This is a genomic window from Bacillus cereus group sp. BfR-BA-01309, from assembly GCF_022664315.1.
Taxonomy (GTDB): domain Bacteria; phylum Bacillota; class Bacilli; order Bacillales; family Bacillaceae_G; genus Bacillus_A; species Bacillus_A mobilis.
Window position 1 is genome coordinate 67,950 of record NZ_JAKUHE010000018.1, and the last position, 14,033, is coordinate 81,982.

Sequence of the window (14,033 nt, forward strand, 5' to 3'; positions counted from 1 at the left end):
AAATAAAAACACCCTCAAGAAAAAATCTTGAGGGTGTTTCTTACGCCTTTTTAAGCAACAAATACATAAAGTAAGGAGCGCCAATTAAAGCAACGACAATACCAGCTGGAATACCGTTAGGATCGACGATATTACGTCCGATTGTGTCTGCTAATAGCAATAGCCATCCGCCGATTAAAAGAGCGATAGGCATGAAAATTTGATGTCTTGGACCTACTAAAGATTTTGCGATATGAGGAGCCATTAGTCCGACAAAGCTAATTCCGCCTGTTACGGAAACAGCTGCAGCTGCAAGCGCAACGGCTGCGACTAATAAGTATCTGCGTTCTTTTTCAATTTCAATTCCAACACCGATTGCGACTGGTTCGTTTAATGCTAGAATGTTTAATCGATTTGCTTTATAGAAAACGAACGGAATTAATACGATTAACCACGGGAGCATTGCGAAAACGAAGACCCAGTCATCTCCCCAAATGTTTCCCGCGATCCACTTGGCGATAAAGTCCACTTTCATACGATCAGCGGATGAAATAAGGACAATCATCATTCCAGATAGTGCAAATGAAAAACCAATACCAGTTAATGTTAATCGGATTGGCTGAAGTCCAGTTGATTTGCTATATGAAAATACGTAGATTAGAACAGCTGTAAGAAAAGCCCCGATAAACCCAACGACTGGTAGTAAGTAAAGAAATGAACCTACATCTATTGGAAAGTATAAAAAGAAAATAGCAACAGCAACACCGGCTCCAGAGTTGATACCGAGAATACCAGGTTCCGCTAAATCATTTCGGGTAATTCCTTGTAGGATAGCACCTGATAAAGCGAGAGCCATACCAGCTAATAATGTAATAACAATTCTAGGTAGTCGTAAAGAGTATAAAACAAACTCCTCTTTAAAAGTCCCTTGTCCCATTAATGTTGGGAGTAGTCGATCATAAGATAAAGATGCGGAACCGAGTCCCATTCCAACTACAATGGTTGTGATGGTTAGTATAAGTAAAGCGAGTATAATAAGACGTTGTTTTCTTAGAATAGATTGCATCATGAGAATGTTTTTCCTCCTCTACGTACAACGAATAGGAAGAATGGCAGCCCTACAATTGCGACAATAGCGGCAACTGGTGTTTCGTACGGAGCGTTAATAGTACGTCCGACTGTATCTGCAAGTAGCATAAAGGAAGCTCCAGCAATTGCTGACATCGGTATAACAAAACGGTAGTCCGGCCCAACAATTGGACGTACCATATGAGGTACCATTAAGCCGATAAATGCCATATTTCCGACAAGCGCTACAGACGCACCAGCAAGTAATATAATAATGATAAATAGAATGGTTTTAATAACAATAATTTTTTGACCTAGTCCAATAGCAACTTCTTCACTGAAACTAAGAACTGTCAATTTTTTTGCCAGTAAGATAGCGATAAAGATACTAATTGAAATGACTGGAATAATAATTTTTAATTGGCCCCAAGTTGTTCCAATTACGCCCCCAGCAGTCCAAAGTGATACCTCTTGTGAAATTTTGAAGTAAATGCCGACTCCTTCTGAAATTGCGAGTAGAAATGCTGAAACGGCAGCACCGGCTAATACAATTCGAAGAGGGGACAGCCCGCCTTTTTTCACCATACCAATTCCAAATACCATAATCGCACCGATTGCAGCACCGACAAAGCAAGCTAATGTTAAGTAAAGATAGCTGATGGAAGGGTTGAAAGCAAGTGTCAGTGCAAGTGCAGCATTTGCTCCACCAGATAATCCTAATAGTCCAGGATCTGCAAGTGGATTTCGTGTTAACCCTTGCATAATTGCTCCAGAAACAGCAAGTCCAGCTCCTACAAAAATTGCAGCTACTTCACGTGGTAAACGAATTTCTCGAATAATAGATATTTTGTCCCCTTTAGCAGAAGAAGTGAGCGCTAACCATACATCTTTTATTGAAGTATCGGCAGCCCCTAATACCATTGCCACCATAAAAATAAGAAAGAATGCAATTATGCTCAAAATGAGTTTGTATGTAAAAGCTATAGAACGTGGATTGTCGTGATCTTTTGTCATTCGTTTCACATCTTTTCTGTTCATAGAATAAAGGAAGAGGAATTCTTAATTTAAGAATTCCTCATGTTTGTATTATTTACCAAGAAAGCTCTTCTTGAAGAAGTCTAGTTGGAAGTCTAATGTAAGTGGATCATTGAAATAGAATTCCATCATGTTTGCTTCGTATACGCGATTATTTTTTACTGCTGGGATGTTTTTATATGATTCTGTCTCTTGGAATGAGTTATCAGTATCTTTGTTTTTACTTACGATTAAGTAATCACCAGCAAACTCAGGTAATACCTCAGTAGATAATGCGTAGTAACCTTCTTTTAATGCTTTTTCTTTTACTTTTTCAGGCATTTTTAATTTCATTTCTTGGTACAGAATTTCTGTTCCACGGCCCCAGTTTTCGCCGTATACATAAAGCTGTTTGTTGAAGTTTTCTACAACAGAAACTGTTGCATCTTCCCCGATTTTTGCTTTAATTTCTTTACCAGCGTCTTGTGCACGTTTCTTGAAGTCATCAACCCAAGTTTTTGCTTCTTTTTCTTTGTTTAATAACTTACCGATTTCTAAATGCTGTGTTAAGTAATCAACTTTTCCGTAAGTGTATGTTACAGTAGGAGCGATTTTCTTTAACTTATCAGCATTTTTAATATTTGATAAACCAATGATTAAATCTGGATTTAGTTCAGCGATTTTTTCAACGTTTTCATCTGATACTTCAGCAACATCTTTCAGTTTGCTATCAAAACGTGGGTTTTGTTTAGACCATGAATCTACCCCAACAAGATTTACTCCTAATGACATTACGTTACCAGCGAATGATGATAAAACAACAACGCGTTTTGGATTTGCAGGAACTTCTACTTTACCATTTTCAGATTGGTATGTAATTGTTTCTGATTTACTACCTTTTGCATCGTTCTTTTTGTCTGTAGAGCCATTGCTACAAGCGCTCATAACAAGAACGAAAAGAACTGTTAGTGAAATAAATAACTTTTTCATCGTCTTTCTCCTTTAACATAGATGATATGTGTATACAATAATTTGTTTAACTGCAATCTGTTTGAAAGAGTAGTGGTAATGCAAAATGCTTATTAAAAATCTTGAATATGAGATTTTACAATATAGTATTAACCATATTAGTGAAAGAAGATGTAATCTCAAATTTGCTAATTATTAACAAAATGATAATGATTATCACTATTGATTCTTTAAATAATATAATTTTATCTAGGTGTATTGTCAATAGCAATTTTGATTGTAAATTTTGCGGAAACAGGTTATATTTTATTGAGAATGATAATCAATGATTAGTAGCTGAGGAGTGAAGGTGAATGAATAGAGAAGAATTGTTTGATGTAACCGTGATAGGCGGGGGACCTGCAGGGCTTTATTCAGCTTTTTATAGTGGACTCAGAGAGATGAAAACGAAAATAATAGAATTTCAACCACAGTTAGGTGGAAAAATACATGTTTATCCGGAGAAGATGATTTGGGATATTGGCGGATTATTACCGGTTACTGGTGAAAAATTAATTGAGCAACTTGTACAACAAGGGTTAACATTTCAGCCTGAAGTGGTAGTAAATACAAAAATAGAATCGATTATTCGTAACGAAGATGGCACTTTTACGTTAAAGGCGAGCAATGGAGAAGAACACTTTTCAAAAACAGTGATCGTTGCAACTGGAAGCGGTATATTGAATCCACAAAAGTTATCAATTGAAGGTGCGGAGCGATTTGAAGTATCAAACTTAAATTATACAGTTAAATCGTTAAAACGTTTCAAAGATAAAACGGTCATTATTTCAGGCGGAGGTAACTCTGCAATTGATTGGGCAAATGAGTTAGAACCAATTGCGAAAAAAGTTTATTTAACATATAGAAAAGAAGAATTATCTGGTCATGAAGCACAAGTGAAGCAACTTATGAACAGCTCAGCGGAGTGTTTCTTTAATACCTCTATTACAAAATTAATTGCTGGTGATAATCATGAAGCAATTGAATATGTAGAATTAACAAATCACGAGACAGGTGAAGTTGCCCATTTACCTATTGATGAAGTGATTATTAATCATGGATATGAGCGTGACATTACATTATTAGAAAATAGTGAGTTAGATGTTGCCATTATAGATAATTATTATATTGCAGGTAATGCAAATAGTGAGTCTTCAGTAGATGGATTATATGCTGCGGGAGATATTTTAAAGCATGAAGGGAAATTACACTTAATTGCGGGAGCGTTCCAAGATGCTGGAAATGCTGTAAATAAAGCGAAACAATTTATTCAACCAGATGCAAGCGAGTATGGAATGGTTTCTTCGCATAATGAAGTATTTAAGAAGAGAAATCGTGAATTGATTAAGCAGATGATGAAATAATAAAAAACAAGTATACCCCCATTTACTTCTCTATTCGAGTGATAAGTAAATGGGGGTTTTCCTGTTTACTATATTTTCAATCATTATAATGACACCGGTTTCATCAGTTCATGTGATATGAACGTTTTATTTGTAAATCTTCCTAGAAAACAATGAATCTATGTTTTGCTGACACAGAACAGTATTACATTATGCTGTGCCTTTAGCTCGTTCGTTAGGAAATGGCATATTTAATATAGACGCAATGTACTGTTTTCCATGCATTCGAGCTAATGATTCTAATATTTGACGGACGCGTTTTGTAAGATGTCCTTGTCCCTTTATAGCTTCACAATATGCGTCATAGAAAGCGTATTTAGCCCAAAGGAAATCATCTTGTTGGAATAAAAAATGATTTTTGTACCATTCCCCAATTGTATGGTAACAATTGTTTTCATGTATTGCTGAGCTTTGAGAAAGAATACGATCAGATAAAGATGTAGTTAAATGAGAAATTGTGTTTTCTGTTTCAACCTGTAATGTTTTTTCTAACATTGTAATGATGTGACGAGTAGCCATATGTTAACTCTCCTTTGTGTAAATGGGTAGTACCATTCTATATTTAAAAAATCCTTACTATATTATTATACAATATATGGAATGCATCCACCTTCTTTTTAAATTGCATTTACAAAATCTTTTTTATTTGTTTACAAAAATAAAGTAAGATACAGTATATAGGAAAAAACAATAAAGGAATGAATGCGTTGTATATAACAGTAGAAGAAGCTGCGGAGTATTTGAATTTACCAAAGTCGTATATTGAAGAGCTAATTCAGCAAAAGAAAATTCGTGCACTGTTTGATGGAGAGCAATATTTATTAAATAAAGAACAATTCAATACACATTTAGAACAAATGGAGAAATATAAGCATTTAGTGGAAGAAATATTGAACGAACCAATTCCAGAAGATATGGATGTTAAAGACGAAGATTAAACGATGGGAAATCCCGTATGAAGATATACAGAAATGTATCTTCATACGGGATTTTTTTTGTGAAGATGCCAAATGTAACAGACCTTAAGCATTTTGTAAGAGTTTGATAGGTAATAGTCTACCATGTTAAAAGCATATTTTTTTCTAGCTAGGACAAACATAGAGAACGTAACCTGTACAGATACATATACTATCAGTGCAAAAGCTTATAAATTAATGGAAGGGGTTTTCTCGTGAGTTTATTTCATTGTGATTTTCTGAAAGATTTAATTGGATCTTTTGTGAGAGTAAACAGAGGTGGTCCAGAATCTCAAAAAGGGACAATAGTCGCAGTATGTTCGGATTACTTTGTATTAAAGAATGAAAAAGGAGAGCTCTATTACTATCAGATTCGTCATCTGAAAAGTGTTACAAAAAATGCGAAAGATTGTAAAGCAGATGATTGCGGATGGTTTGAATGTGAATGTGAAGATGACTTTGAAAAGCTACTTCAAAGCTTCAAGTATCGCTGGGTGAAAATTAATCGTGGGGGTCCGGAGAAAGTTGAAGGTATTTTACAAGATGTGTCTTGTGAATTCGTGACATTAATTGTAAAAGAAGAAGTTATATTAGTTGCAGTATCTCATATTAAGAGTGTCACAGTAGAGTGCGGAGAGAGCGAAGAAAGCAAAGAAAGCAATAGTGAAAGCACTTCTTCAGGTCGAGATCGCGCACAAAGACAATCAAGTAGAGGAAGATAATAAGAAAGGAGGATATAAATTTGGAGAGTGTATTATGCTGTGAGCAAATTAAGTGCTTAGTTGGTGAGACTGTAAAAGTAAATCTTCGTGGACCAGAGAGTCGAGTGGGGGTACTTGTATCGTTAGGAAGAGATTATCTTACATTACAACTTCCTCTTGGTGAATTAGTATATTACCAATTGAAACACGTGAAGAGTCTAGTTAAGAAAGTGAAAGAAAGTAAATGTGGCGATTGCTATGTTTCATGTTTCTGCTCTGATGATGATACTTTTGTCGATGTATTACGTGACTTGAAGTATAAGTGGGTAAAGATTAATCGTGGCGGCCCAGAGTGTGTGGAAGGTTTATTAAGTGAAGTGCATGAAGAATGTATTACACTAGTAAACTGTGATGAAGTCATTTATATCATTAATTATCATATTAAGAGTGTGAGTCAAGTAGTGAAATGTAAAAAGAATGAAGATGAATAATGTTTAATAAATAAGAGGGGCATTATGAGGGAAAGAGAAGAACAATTTCTTATTTCGATAGTATGAAAAGGAATTACTTACTATTCAGACAGAACATTGCCCTGATTATTTTTTTGAAATGGAAGATAGGAAAGTTGAAATCCATAGGAAGGAGGATATAGATGAATGAGTTGAATAAAAGTATTGGAGAAAATATATATGTTAAATTAATCGGTGAAAAGAGATTTAAAGGTGTATTAATTGATGTAGGAAATGATATCGTTGTTCTTTACAATGGACAAGACTACGTATATATATCTTTATACCATGTACAATACTATAAATTTTTAAGACCACATGATGAAGAAGTATCAAAACCAGATGTTGATTCTGTAATTAAGAGGGAATCACCTTCCATTTCTTTGAGAAAAGTATTAAGTACGTCTAAAGGAATTTTTACAGAAGTTTATGTAGCAGGAAATGCTCCAATACATGGTTATGTTACAAGTGTAATGAACGATTATATTGTTTTTTATAGTCCAGTTTATAAAACAGTATATATATCTTTAAAGCATTTAAAATGGTTAATTCCGTATAAAGAAAATCAAGTCCCTTACGCCCTCAATAAAAATGAACTCCCCGTGAATCCGTTAAATATTACGTTAGCTAGAACATTTGAAGAACAGCTTATTAAAATGGCTGGGAAAATTATGGTGTTCGATTTAGGTGAGGAATATAATAAAATCGGAAAGATGGCGAAGATTGATGAAGGGCATATTGAAATATTAAAAGCGCGCGATGCAAAAATGTATGTAAATATTCAACATGTAAAATCTGTCCATTGTCCGTAGACGAGTTGAAAGGGCTGGCTTTTTCTTTTAGATGCAAAAGAAAAGGTCGAGCCTATTTATTTAGTTTGATTTGGATGTGAGGGGAAAAATGAATTGAATATAAATGTATTAGCCTGATCTAAGGAGAGCTAATCTTGTGCAAAATTATAAAAATATGTACGAGCCATCTTTTAGTATATTCAATTTATTTTTTGGAGGGAGAACTGTTCAACTATTATATTAAAGGGGTTTTGTTGGTGGAACAGTTTTCAAATTCGTCATCGATTACATTACTTGGTAGTGCTGGTGGAGCAGCAAAAGCAGTTTTAGCCATTTTAAATCAAGCGATAGTAAATGAAAAAGATCCGATTTATGAAGCGATAAGGAATGTTCAATTTCATTTGGTTGATATAAAACAAAAAGATAGGACTTATTATGATGAGTTGTTTCCGAATTTGAAAGATCAATTGTTTTTATATGAAATTGACCTTCAAGATGTAGTGAAATTCAAACAACATTTGAAAGAAAAAAGTACGGGTGTTGTTATTGATGTTTCAGGTGCAGATACGATTAGAGTATTAAGCTGTTGTAATGAACTTGGAATTTGTTATATTAATTCAGCTTTGGAAAATGAAGCAGTAGATCAGGATGATAGTTTAATCGGTTTTCAGCTTACGGAAAGATATACGAGGTTTGAGAAGGAGAAAGCGAAATTTACAAATACAAAAGCAATTATAGGCTCAGGTATGAATCCAGGTGTTGTGCAATGGATGGTTGTTGAACTTATGAAGGAACGTCCAAATGAAAAACCAAAAGCATGCTATATAGTAGAACATGATACTTCATTTTTGAATGATGAAGCACTGATAAAGCCTCATACACTTTATGCTTCATGGGCAGTAGAGCGATTTCTAGATGAAGCGATATGGAGTTATCCGATGTATATGAGTCATCATCGTCCCCTTTACTTTTATGAAGATGTATATGCTTCAGAGTATAAAGTAAAGTTAGGAGAGAAAGAGTTTCATGGTTGTTTAATGCCACATGAGGAAGTTTTAATTTTAGGGAAAAACTTCAATATGGAAGTAGGCTTTTTGTACCGAATTAATGAGTATACGACTAATGTAATTAGACAGAACTTAGACCAAGTAGAAGATTTATGGAATTGGAATCGTAAAGTATTTAATCCAGCGGAAGAAGAGATTGCAGGGGAGGACCTAGTTGGTGTGCTACTCGTTTATGAAAATAGCGAGACGTATATGTACAATGTAATGAATAGTAGCCAAGTTTTTCATAAATATAAAACGAATGCAACTTACTTTCAAGTAGGGTGCGGGATTTATGCAGGCTTGTGCAGTTTATTATTAGATCACTTTGAACAAGGTGCTTACTATGTCGAGGAATTATTATTAAATACAGAGAGTAAGTACGGCGAATATCTAAATTTATATATGAATAATTTTGTAATAGGACATAATAATTTTACGGATGGCCTGTTACATGATCGGGTAAGATGGATATAAGTTATAACGAAAGGGAAGGGGAGATCTCCTTCCTTTTCATATGATCAGGTTGTATATTGCCCTGAGAGCAATTTCATACTTATAATTTAATGAGATAATCTGTAAAGTTTTTGTATGGATCATGAGGAGTATTTATATGAACAAATTTAAAAGCTTGATATATGAGGAAAGAGAAGCTTTAAAAGTATTTGTATTATTATTCTATATTATATTTTTTTTATATGACGTTATTTATTATTTTGTGTATCCAGCCATGGACATTAACGGGGCAAGGATAGGATGGCCTGAAGGTGGAATGGGGATAGGTTTGTATATATTAGTAATATCTTTATTTCCTATTTCGATATACCTTCAGAAAAAAGGTTACGTATATTTCGTAAAATATTTGTTTTTAATTGGTTATATGTTTATTGATCTTATTAATAATCTAATGATTTATTTAAACAGTGATCGTGTTTTTGAAAATGGGAATATGGTTGAAATATTTTTAATTTTATTTGCACCGATATTTGTGAATAGAAAATATTTTTATTTAGTTTCTTTTAGCGTAATTGGAAAGTATGTATTTTTCACGTTACTATTACAAGATGAAAAAGTTGTAATCCCGCTTGTTTTATGTGTATTCTTTTTTATTATTTCGCATTCTTTGTTAAAACGATTTCAATCGTATGTAAGAACAGTTGTTGAGATGATGAACAATATAAAGGAGACGGAAAATCTTGCTGTAATTGGAACTATGTCTACAACAATCGCACATGAAATTCGAAATCCATTAACAGCTTTAAAAGGATTTACACAAATGCAAAAAGAAAGAAACCCTGCAGATATGATGAGCTACGATATTATGTTACAAGAAATTGAAAGAATTAACGGGTTTGTTAGTGAATTGATGTTATTAGGAAAACCGAAACCAACGAATTATGAATGGTGTAATATACAGGAAATCCTTTTATATGTTGTACAGCTAATGGAAAGTTATGCAGCGCAATATAGAGTGAGATTTCATTTGCAAGTAGATGGGAATCTACCTGTTATAAATGGTGATGATAAACAATTAAAACAAGTGTTATTAAATGTTATTAAAAATGGAATAGAATCAATGCCAGAAGGTGGAGATATTCATATCCATGCATATCAAAAAACGGAAGGGCATTTGTGCATGTCTGTTGAAGACCAAGGCTTTGGTATAGAGAAGGAGAAGCTAGAGAAGATCGGAAAGGCTTTTTATACAACAAAAGAGAATGGTACGGGACTTGGGCTAATGATTACATATAAAATTATTAATGAACATCAAGGAAGTATCGCGATTCAAAGTAGCGTGGGACTAGGAACGAAAGTGGAAATTTCTTTACCGACAGTATAATGTGCTAGGAGAGAATATTTTTCAGAAAAGTGTTCTTGTTGTGTAAATATAAACATTTTATAAAATGTTTCAAGAAGGGTTTTTTTTATAAAATACTTCGTTTATAATGGAGGAAAATATCGACATGAGATTTGTTATTCATGTAACGGTTCGGTAGTGTTAGGAAAAGAAGGGGTGCACGCGCATCCTTTTTTCTATGCAGATATTATGAAAGAGGTGGTATGATGGAATTAACATTAAATTCGACTGTATGTTTACACACGATTCAATTTAGAAAAGAGCAAAAGAATTATATTGTAAAAGATACAATTACAGGAGAAAAATATGAAATGCCGCCACTTTGGATTGATGCATTGGCAATGATGCGTGACGGTTTTTTATTGGGAGAAATTGAGGAGAAATTAAAAGAAGAGTATCCAGACGAAGAAATAAATATGTTAGCATTTACGAGGCAACTGTTAGAGCTAGAACTTGTCGGAATGGTAGATGGAGAAGAAATAGCTTGTACAAAGAAAAGAGAGAAAGATTATTTAGCTTGGTTACGTCCTCGTGTTGAGCAATTCTTTCTTAGTTTAAATAAAAAAAATAGAAGCAAAGGTCAATGATGATCTTTGCTTTTTTTGTATAGTTTGTTTAAAAAATTACAGCGAATGCCCTGGCAAAAGCACCATCGCTATCTTTAATCTGTAAAGGTGCCGCTGAGAAAAAGAAACGTTTCGTGTGAATGGCATCTAAGTTTGTTAAGTTTTCAATTAAATAAATATTATTCCCAAGTAGTATGTGATGAATTGGTGATGTTTCTGTCGTTACCTCATCAGGAGAAATGAAATCTAGGCCGACCGATTTTATTTTTAATTGAACTAATTCCTCGGCTAATTCTTCAGAAAGATAAAAAGCTTCTTGCTCATATGCCTCTGTATTCCATTTAGTAGATAGATTGGAATGGAAAATAACAATATCCCCTTCTTTTATGTCAGCATTGTGCAATACTTCTTTAGGTATTTTTCGTTCTTGTACATGAGTTACATCAATAAGAACCGCCTCGCCTACAAATTGATCTAGGGGTAATTGATCAATAGTCATTGCGCCTGAAATGAAATGAGCAGGGGCATCACAATGCGTGCCAACATGAACGACAGAATGAAAATCTGTAACTTGATAGCCTGTCTCTTCAACGCTTGTAATGGCTCCTAAATTGATTTTTGGTGTTCCAGGGAATTGGGACATATTGTTTTCAAATGTTTGTGATAGGTCAATTACTTTCACTTTACATACCTCCAATATATGTTTTGAAATAAAAAAACTCACCTTTCGTAATCAAGAAAGATGAGTTTTGCACACAATAGTTACGTTTTATCTTTCAAAATGCAATGCATTTTGCAGGAATTAGCACCTATTCAGTTTGTATAAACTGAGGTTGCTGGGCTTCAAAGGGCCGGTCCCTCTGCCTCTCTTGATAAAGACATATTTAATTTTAGTTCTGAATATTCATTGTATTTAAATTGTAATTCATTTCCTTTTTTCGTGCAATACAAAATAGGTATTCACCCAAATAAAGATGCTCGCATATTGTAGCTTATGTAAATAGAATGCTGCGAAGGAGTGAGTGCAGTGACAGGGACTGTATTGAATTATTATGCTGGTGGAAATACAGCTAGAGGATTTCATAATTTATACGATGAGAATTTAAAAGGGTTAGACAGATTATTTATTTTAAAGGGTGGCCCTGGAACGGGGAAATCTTCTTTAATTAAGGCAATAGGTCGTGAATGGGTTGAAAAAGATTATGATATTGAATTTTTACATTGTTCTTCCGATAATAAATCGGTTGATGGTGTAATTATCCCGAAGTTAAAAGTAGGAATTGTTGATGGAACATCTCCGCATGTTATCGAGCCGAAAATGCCAGGAGTTGTTGAGGAGTATATCAATTTAGGGGTTGCTTGGGACTCAGATAAATTAAGAAAGCAGAAGGTGGAAATTGAACGATTTGTTTCAGAGGCAAGCAAAGCTTTTCAAACTGCCTACGCTTGCTTTCACGAGGCGCTAATTATACATGATGAGTGGGAGAAAATATATATTAATAACATTGATTTTAATAAAGCAAATGAACTAACTGATCAGCTGATTCAGAAGCTCTTTACGGATAAAGGCGGGAAACAATCGCTTGTGAAACATCGCTTTTTAGGAGCGGCTACACCAAAAGGAGCAGTTGATTTTGTTCCTAATTTAACAGAAGGATTACCACATCGTTATTTTATAAAAGGGCGCCCAGGCTCTGGGAAATCAACTATGCTCAAAAAATTAGCTAAGGCAGCAGAAGAAAAAGGCTTTGCGGTTGAAGTATATCATTGTGGATTTGATCCAAATAGTCTTGATATGGTTATCGTAAGAGAGTTAGGGTTTGCAATTTTTGATAGTACCGCACCACATGAATATTTTCCAAGCCGTGAAGGTGATGAAGTTATAGATATGTATGCCCTAATCGTGACACCAGGGACAGATGAGAAGTATGCGACAGAAATTCGCGACGTGTCAATTCAATATAAAGCAAAAATGAATGAGGCGATGTCTTTCTTAGCGAAAGCGAAATCAGTTCGTGATAAATTAGAACGAATTTATATTGCAGCTATGGATTTTTCAAAAGTAGATGCATATAAAGAGGAGATTCAAAAAGAGTTTGAACGAATTGCGGTTAGTGTAACAGAAAAGAACAAGTAAAAAAATAAGGGATGTTGGCAGGCTGTCGGGAATTTTCTGACAGCTATTTTAGTATGTAGTAAACTTAGTAATATATTTGTCGAATTTCCAAGGAAATAATCAAAAAATGGAGAGGGTATGAAATGAGAGAGAAAATTAAAACGGAGTTAGCAAGAATTGAAAAAGAGAATGATGTAAAAATCTTATTTGCAGTAGAATCAGGAAGTCGTGCTTGGGGATTTCCATCGAAAGATAGCGATTATGATGTTAGATTTGTTTATATGCATCCGGTAGAGTGGTATTTATCAATTCATGATAAACGAGATGTAATTGAGTATCCAATTAGTGATGATTTAGATATAAGTGGATGGGATATTAAAAAGGCGTTACAACTATTTGCAAAATCAAACCCAGCTTTACTTGAATGGATTCGATCACCGATTTTTTATTCGAAAAACACTCATTTTCCAGAACAACTTCAGCAAATGAGTGATAAGCATTTTGACCCAAAAGCAACGATATATCATTACTTACATATGGCTTCAAAAAATTATCGTGAATTTTTACAAGGCGAGAATGTAAAATTGAAAAAGTACTTTTATGTATTGCGTCCTATTTTAGCTTGTAAGTGGCTAGAGGAGAAAACAACTTTGCCTCCCGTAGAATTCGATCGATTGATTACAGAATTATCATTAGAACGTAGCGTATTAGATGAAATTGAACAGTTATTAATAAAGAAAAAGGCAGGTACTGAATTAGATATTGGATTAAAAATTGAGGTTTTGAATCAATTTTTAGAAGAACAAATTCATTACTATCAGCAATATGTAAAAGGAATTGAAAAGGGATCAGGGATTGATATTGAGAGTTTAAATACATTGTTTCGAGATATGTTGTTTGCAGTATATGAAAAAGAGCACAAGTGAGTGAAGTGACCCCTAAAAGTTAGACACGGTTATTTCATTAGGCAGCTTGATCCAAATGAGTCCGGTATTGTACCGGGCTCATTTTTAATTTT

General features: G+C 34.2%; 15 protein-coding genes and 1 riboswitch. Of the genes, 10 read left to right on the top strand and 5 right to left on the bottom strand.

What is annotated here, in order from left to right; translation table 11 throughout:
- Positions 1-40: 40 nt before the first annotated feature.
- Genes MR115_RS25005 through MR115_RS25015 form a run of 3 tightly spaced genes read right to left on the bottom strand, consistent with a single transcriptional unit; the run spans position 41 to position 3,051 of the window.
- The gene (locus MR115_RS25005; protein ID WP_242243115.1) at positions 41-1,048 is read right to left on the bottom strand and encodes a FecCD family ABC transporter permease; all 1,008 of its coding nucleotides are present in this window, start codon (positions 1,046-1,048) and stop codon (positions 41-43) included.
- Complete coding sequence (locus tag MR115_RS25010; RefSeq protein ID WP_242243116.1) at positions 1,045-2,085, bottom strand: FecCD family ABC transporter permease; 1,041 nt, start codon at positions 2,083-2,085, stop codon at positions 1,045-1,047. The genes MR115_RS25005 and MR115_RS25010 overlap by 4 nt, the downstream gene beginning before the upstream one ends.
- Positions 2,086-2,133: 48 nt before the next feature.
- Positions 2,134-3,051 carry an iron-hydroxamate ABC transporter substrate-binding protein gene (locus MR115_RS25015; RefSeq protein ID WP_097819448.1) on the bottom strand — a complete coding sequence of 306 codons (918 nt, stop codon included), beginning with the start codon at positions 3,049-3,051 and terminating at the stop codon, positions 2,134-2,136.
- Between the two features lie 332 nt (positions 3,052-3,383).
- Here MR115_RS25015 and MR115_RS25020 point away from each other — a divergent pair, with 332 nt between their 5' ends.
- Entirely contained in the window at positions 3,384-4,433 is a 1,050-nt protein-coding gene (locus tag MR115_RS25020) for an NAD(P)/FAD-dependent oxidoreductase (RefSeq protein WP_061678060.1), read from the top strand.
- A gap of 189 nt (positions 4,434-4,622) precedes the next feature.
- Here the strand turns inward: MR115_RS25020 and MR115_RS25025 are convergent, their stop codons facing one another.
- On the bottom strand, positions 4,623-4,991 hold the full coding sequence (locus tag MR115_RS25025; protein ID WP_097819450.1) for a hypothetical protein: 369 nt from the start codon (positions 4,989-4,991) through the stop codon (positions 4,623-4,625).
- 179 nt (positions 4,992-5,170) lie between these two features.
- Between MR115_RS25025 and MR115_RS25030 the strand changes: the two genes are divergently transcribed.
- The 7 genes from MR115_RS25030 to MR115_RS25060 all read left to right on the top strand — a co-directional run bounded on the left by MR115_RS25030 (position 5,171) and on the right by MR115_RS25060 (position 10,920).
- Positions 5,171-5,410 (top strand): helix-turn-helix domain-containing protein, encoded by a 240-nt coding sequence (locus MR115_RS25030; RefSeq protein ID WP_080467727.1) that lies wholly within the window; start codon positions 5,171-5,173, stop codon positions 5,408-5,410.
- A gap of 233 nt (positions 5,411-5,643) precedes the next feature.
- Positions 5,644-6,150, top strand: a complete 507-nt coding sequence (locus MR115_RS25035) for a hypothetical protein (RefSeq protein WP_061678058.1) — start codon at positions 5,644-5,646, stop codon at positions 6,148-6,150.
- 20 nt (positions 6,151-6,170) lie between these two features.
- A complete protein-coding gene (locus MR115_RS25040; protein ID WP_061678057.1) occupies positions 6,171-6,620 on the top strand; it encodes a hypothetical protein in 450 nt (149 codons plus the stop codon).
- Positions 6,621-6,781: 161 nt separating this feature from the next.
- Positions 6,782-7,450, top strand: a complete 669-nt coding sequence (locus MR115_RS25045; protein ID WP_242243117.1) for an LSm family protein — start codon at positions 6,782-6,784, stop codon at positions 7,448-7,450.
- Between the two features lie 236 nt (positions 7,451-7,686).
- Complete coding sequence (locus MR115_RS25050) at positions 7,687-8,952, top strand: S-adenosylmethionine decarboxylase related protein (protein WP_242243118.1); 1,266 nt, start codon at positions 7,687-7,689, stop codon at positions 8,950-8,952.
- Positions 8,953-9,088: 136 nt separating this feature from the next.
- A complete protein-coding gene (locus MR115_RS25055; RefSeq protein ID WP_097819455.1) occupies positions 9,089-10,315 on the top strand; it encodes an ATP-binding protein in 1,227 nt (408 codons plus the stop codon).
- Between the two features lie 224 nt (positions 10,316-10,539).
- Entirely contained in the window at positions 10,540-10,920 is a 381-nt protein-coding gene (locus MR115_RS25060; protein WP_061678053.1) for a hypothetical protein, read from the top strand.
- A 28-nt stretch (positions 10,921-10,948) separates the two neighbouring features.
- Here the strand turns inward: MR115_RS25060 and MR115_RS25065 are convergent, their stop codons facing one another.
- Entirely contained in the window at positions 10,949-11,581 is a 633-nt protein-coding gene (locus MR115_RS25065; RefSeq protein ID WP_242243119.1) for a cyclase family protein, read from the bottom strand.
- An 84-nt stretch (positions 11,582-11,665) separates the two neighbouring features.
- Positions 11,666-11,778: riboswitch (SAM riboswitch) on the bottom strand.
- Positions 11,779-11,926: 148 nt separating this feature from the next.
- On the opposite strand from MR115_RS25065, the gene MR115_RS25070 reads away from it, so the two are divergent.
- Positions 11,927-13,036: a PRK06851 family protein gene (locus tag MR115_RS25070; protein ID WP_097819457.1), complete on the top strand. Its 1,110-nt coding sequence runs from the start codon at positions 11,927-11,929 to the stop codon at positions 13,034-13,036.
- Between the two features lie 122 nt (positions 13,037-13,158).
- Complete coding sequence (locus MR115_RS25075; protein ID WP_242243120.1) at positions 13,159-13,941, top strand: nucleotidyltransferase domain-containing protein; 783 nt, start codon at positions 13,159-13,161, stop codon at positions 13,939-13,941.
- Positions 13,942-14,033: the final 92 nt, after the last annotated feature.